Origin of the sequence: Laedolimicola ammoniilytica, assembly GCF_025567165.1 — a bacterium.
Classification (GTDB): Bacteria; Bacillota; Clostridia; order Lachnospirales; family Lachnospiraceae; genus Laedolimicola; species Laedolimicola ammoniilytica.
The window spans coordinates 1-4,079 of record NZ_JAOQKC010000046.1 but is presented as its reverse complement, the minus strand read 5'-3'; the positions used below and the strand labels follow the sequence as shown (position 1 = coordinate 4,079).

The window sequence follows — 4,079 nt, the reverse complement described above, 5'->3', positions numbered from 1 at the left end:
TATTATTGATCAAGTACACACTTTTTGAACCCAAAACAAGAAAAACGCTTCTGGAGTGCTGACCAAAAGCGTTTTGTCTACAGTCTGCTGCCGCCAGAAATGGCGGCTTTTTTCATGGCCGGGAATACCCCCGGAGAAAAGGAGGCTCTATGCAGTTTTTCACTTCCGCTATTGATACTTTGCAGACTCTTGTTGTAGCCCTCGGCGCTGGACTTGGCGTGTGGGGCGTTGTCAATCTGCTGGAGGGCTACGGATCGGACAACCCAGGTTCCAATGCTCATGTGCGATAAAGTAACACACAAGAAATTGATAGACAGCAACTTGCTATTCCGTAAAATTAGTAGAAATTTATTGTCGAAAATGATACAATATAACAGCAAAAAGATATTTTTTTGAGGAGGAACCATCATTGAATCAAACACAATATAATTTTTCGACATCGAAAACACTTGTAAATATCCTTGTTTACTTTCTGTTATTTTTGGCAGGAGATTTATTTAGCAGTATTTCTTTTGATTTGCTTTTTTCGTTTGTGGAACTTCCGAGCAATGCACTATATGTAATTCTAAGAATGTTGGGGGCTTTATTACTAACCGCTTTCCTTTTTTGGCTTTATACAACAAAAGGACTCCACTTGAAAATGAAAGATTTTGGTATTACACCGAACATAAAAAAATGGGGTGTTCTAATATCTGTTTTTCTTCCAGTATTCGTTACAGCTATTTTTGCAATGATTGGTAAATTTGAAGTCAACTCTTTTTCGGCGGGTGAAATATGTTTAATTATAATAGCTTCCATGCTTATAGCACTAAAGTCGGGAATAACAGAGGAAATGTTGTTTCGTGGGTATATTATGAAATTATTGGAGAGTAGATGGAATAAATATATAGCAATTTTAATTCCATCGTTTCTTTTCAGTTTAGTACACATTCCCTCAATGGAAACCTTTACTGTTAGCGGTGTTCTGCTTTTAATCATTAGCGGTACAGTAGTAGGAATCATGTTTTCTCTTGTTTCCTACAAAGGAAAATCCATAAGTAATAGTGCCTTATTACACGCCGCATGGAACTTTATTATGATAACAGATATTCTCCATATTACGACAGCGCAAGGAACTTATGGAAGTCCGATTTTTTCGATAATAATATCTTCAGATAATGTTTTCCTTACAGGAGCAGGGTTTGGAATAGAAGCATCTATAATCGCAATTATTGGATATATTCTTGTTTGTGGGTTTGTGCTGATTCCGAAGAAAAAGTAAAGACTATTCAATTCAATAATTGATAGCAAATCCAGCCGAGCCAGTCAACGGCAAGTAAATGGGCTTCGCCCACCGTTGACAGCCCCGCCTGTCTTTGCAAATGTGCAGTCAAGAGGACGATAGCCCAAAGTGCTACCGCCCTCTTTTATTTACAACTGAATAACCGCCGCCCCGCAGCGGCACACGAAGCAGTAAATCCGAAAAAGATTTGCTGCTTTTTTTGAGCCCATTTTTGGCAAATTTCCAAAAGTTCCGTATTAGACAGTGAAGCCCCAAAAGGCTGCCATTTTTTCATACAGCGGGCAAAACGCAGCTTCCGAAACGCCTTATTGTCGGGAAAGACCGAGCCGCCGAAAAAGTCCTTGCCGGAAAGTCCGTCCATTCTGCTCTTTTATGGTTTGTAGGGAGTAAGGGGGAGAATGCCAGCCCGCCGCCTTTTATGAAAAAAGCTGGTTATAGATTTCCCGAAAAAGTGGCAGTAGCAAGTGAGGGCAATCCAACAGCTCTTTATGAAAAAAGCTGGTTGCGATTTCTCAAAAAAGTGGCAGTAGCAAGTGAACGGCAGTCCGGCAGTTTCTTAGAGCAAGATTCTACCGCAGTACCAAATTTCGCTTATCGCTCATTTTGTCCTTGCGGGAATCTTGTTGGGGAGTGCCTTCCCCAAACCCTGCTTATGCGGCTTACGCCGCTTGAAAAATTCCCGCAAATTCTTTTCGGATTATTTCAAAAACAGTTCCGCTACACACCCCGTTTTTCTCCTATTAGTGAGAGGACACCACGCACAGAAAGGAGGTCAACCACCTATGAAACGATATAACATGCCCCACCGCAGCAGGGTAGTCAAGACCCGGCTGACCGATGAAGAATACGCCGACTTTACCGCCCGGCTTGCCCCTTATGGTATGAGCCAGTCCGAATTTATCCGGCAAGCCATTACACGGGCAACCATACGCCCCATTGTTACCGTTTCCCCGGTCAATGATGAATTGCTTGCCGCTGTCGGGAAGCTGACCGCCGAATACGGCAGGATCGGCGGCAACCTCAATCAGATTGCCCGGTATCTGAACGAATACGGCGTACCGTATAACGCCCTGTCCGGCGAAGTCCGAGCCGCCATTTCCGACCTTGCAGCCTTGAAGTTTGAAGTCTTGCAGAAAGTGGGTGAAGCTGTTGGCAACATTCAAACATATCAGCTCTAAAAATGCCGACTACGGAGCAGCGGAAGCCTACCTCACTTTTGAGCATGACGAGTTTACCATGAAACCCACCCTTGATGAAAACGGGCGGCTTGTTCCCCGTGAGGGCTACCGCCTTGCCACGCTGAACTGCGGCGAAGAAGATTTTGCTGTTGCCTGTCTGCGCTCCAATCTCCGCTATGGCAAGAACCAAAAACGGGAAGATGTGAAATCCCACCACTATATCATCAGCTTTGACCCACGGGACGGAACGGACAACGGTCTGACCGTTGATAAGGCGCAGTCGCTGGGCGAGGAATTTTGCAACGAGCATTTCCCCGGACACCAAGCCATTGTCTGCACCCACCCGGACGGGCACAATCACTCTGGCAACATTCATGTGCATATCGTCATAAACAGCTTGCGGATTGAAGCCGTCCCGCTTCTGCCCTACATGGACAGACCAGCGGACACGAAGGACGGCTGCAAGCACCGCTGCACAGACGCAGCTATGGAATATTTCAAGTCCGAAGTCATGGAGATGTGCCACCGGGAAAATCTGTATCAGATTGACCTTTTGCATGGCAGCAAGAACCGAGTGACCGAGCGTGAATACTGGGCGCAGAAGAAAGGGCAGCTTGCCCTTGATAAAGAGAACGCCGCCAGAGAAGCCACCGGACAGCCGACCAAGCCCACCAAGTTTGAAACGGACAAGGCGAAGCTGCGCCGGACGATACGGCAGGCACTTTCCCAAGCTGGCAGCTTTGACGAGTTTGCTTCCCTGCTTTTGCGGGAGGGCGTAACTGTCAAGGAGAGCCGGGGGCGGCTTTCCTACCTCACGCCGGACAGGACAAAGCCTATCACAGCCCGGAAGCTGGGGGACGATTTTGACAAGGCTGCTGTCCTTGCCCTGCTCACGCAGAACGCCCACAGAGCCGCCGAACAGACCACAGCCATACCCGAATACCCCCACACCCAAAAGGAACGCTTGCGAGAGGAAAAAACCGCAAAAACCGCCCCGGCAGACAACACCTTGCAGCGCATGGTTGACCGGGAAGCCAAGCGAGCTGAGGGCAAGGGCGTGGGCTATGACCGTTGGGCTTCCCTGCACAACCTCAAACAGATGGCGGCTACCCACAACTTCCTCATGGAGAACGAACTGCTTGACCTTGACAAGCTGGACGCAGCCGTGGAGAGCAGCCGGAAAGCTCTTTCCGAAGCAAGGGAAAGTCTGCGGGGCATTGAGCAGAGCATTTCCGACAAGAAAAGTCTGCGAAAGGTTGTCAACGATTACCGCCGCACCCGCCCCACCATTGACGCTCATAAAAAGCTGTCCGGCAGAAAAGCGGAGAACTACCGCCAGTCCCACGAAGCGGAATTTATCATCTATGAAGCTGCCCTGCGCCAGCTAAAGGTGCTTGCACCGGGAAAGAAGCTGCCCGCCACTTCCAAGCTGAATACGGAGATTGAAGCCCTCATTTCCGAGAAAAACGCAGCTTACAACACCTACCGCACCGCAAAAGCCGAGTATGAGCAGCTTGCCACCGCCAAACGGAACGCAGAGCAGATACTACACGGCACACCGAGCCGTCAGAAAAAGCACGAACAGGAGCGTTAAAAACCGACCCGAAATGATACCGAAA

Annotated in this window: 6 protein-coding genes; 5 read left to right on the top strand and 1 reads right to left on the bottom strand. The window is 48.1% G+C overall.

Going from position 1 to position 4,079, the window contains the following annotated elements; genetic code table 11:
- Positions 1-149: 149 nt before the first annotated feature.
- Positions 150-290, top strand: coding sequence for a Maff2 family mobile element protein (locus OCV63_RS17160; protein ID WP_082425529.1), 141 nt, complete (start codon positions 150-152; stop codon positions 288-290).
- Positions 291-409: 119 nt separating this feature from the next.
- Entirely contained in the window at positions 410-1,261 is an 852-nt protein-coding gene (locus OCV63_RS17155; protein WP_055307242.1) for a CPBP family intramembrane glutamic endopeptidase, read from the top strand.
- A 145-nt stretch (positions 1,262-1,406) separates the two neighbouring features.
- Here OCV63_RS17155 and OCV63_RS17150 read toward each other — a convergent pair whose 3' ends face one another.
- On the bottom strand, positions 1,407-1,643 hold the full coding sequence (locus OCV63_RS17150) for a hypothetical protein (RefSeq protein WP_055307241.1): 237 nt from the start codon (positions 1,641-1,643) through the stop codon (positions 1,407-1,409).
- Between the two features lie 57 nt (positions 1,644-1,700).
- On the opposite strand from OCV63_RS17150, the gene OCV63_RS17145 reads away from it, so the two are divergent.
- From OCV63_RS17145 to OCV63_RS17135, 3 genes are read left to right on the top strand one after another with little or no spacing between them, the layout of a single operon-like run.
- On the top strand, positions 1,701-2,078 hold the full coding sequence (locus OCV63_RS17145) for a hypothetical protein (RefSeq protein WP_055307240.1): 378 nt from the start codon (positions 1,701-1,703) through the stop codon (positions 2,076-2,078).
- Complete coding sequence (locus OCV63_RS17140) at positions 2,065-2,460, top strand: plasmid mobilization protein (protein WP_009255338.1); 396 nt, start codon at positions 2,065-2,067, stop codon at positions 2,458-2,460. Before OCV63_RS17145 ends, OCV63_RS17140 begins: the two co-directional genes overlap by 14 nt.
- Positions 2,432-4,054, top strand: coding sequence for a relaxase/mobilization nuclease domain-containing protein (locus OCV63_RS17135; RefSeq protein ID WP_044983951.1), 1,623 nt, complete (start codon positions 2,432-2,434; stop codon positions 4,052-4,054). Before OCV63_RS17140 ends, OCV63_RS17135 begins: the two co-directional genes overlap by 29 nt.
- Positions 4,055-4,079: the final 25 nt, after the last annotated feature.

Coding starts and splice junctions, on each gene's coding strand:
- OCV63_RS17160 (WP_082425529.1), top strand. CDS start 150: ATGCAGTTTTTCACTTCCGCTATTGATACTTTGCAGACTCTTGTTGTA.
- OCV63_RS17150 (WP_055307241.1), bottom strand. CDS start 1,643: ATGGACGGACTTTCCGGCAAGGACTTTTTCGGCGGCTCGGTCTTTCCC.
- OCV63_RS17145 (WP_055307240.1), top strand. CDS start 1,701: ATGAAAAAAGCTGGTTATAGATTTCCCGAAAAAGTGGCAGTAGCAAGT.
- OCV63_RS17140 (WP_009255338.1), top strand. CDS start 2,065: ATGAAACGATATAACATGCCCCACCGCAGCAGGGTAGTCAAGACCCGG.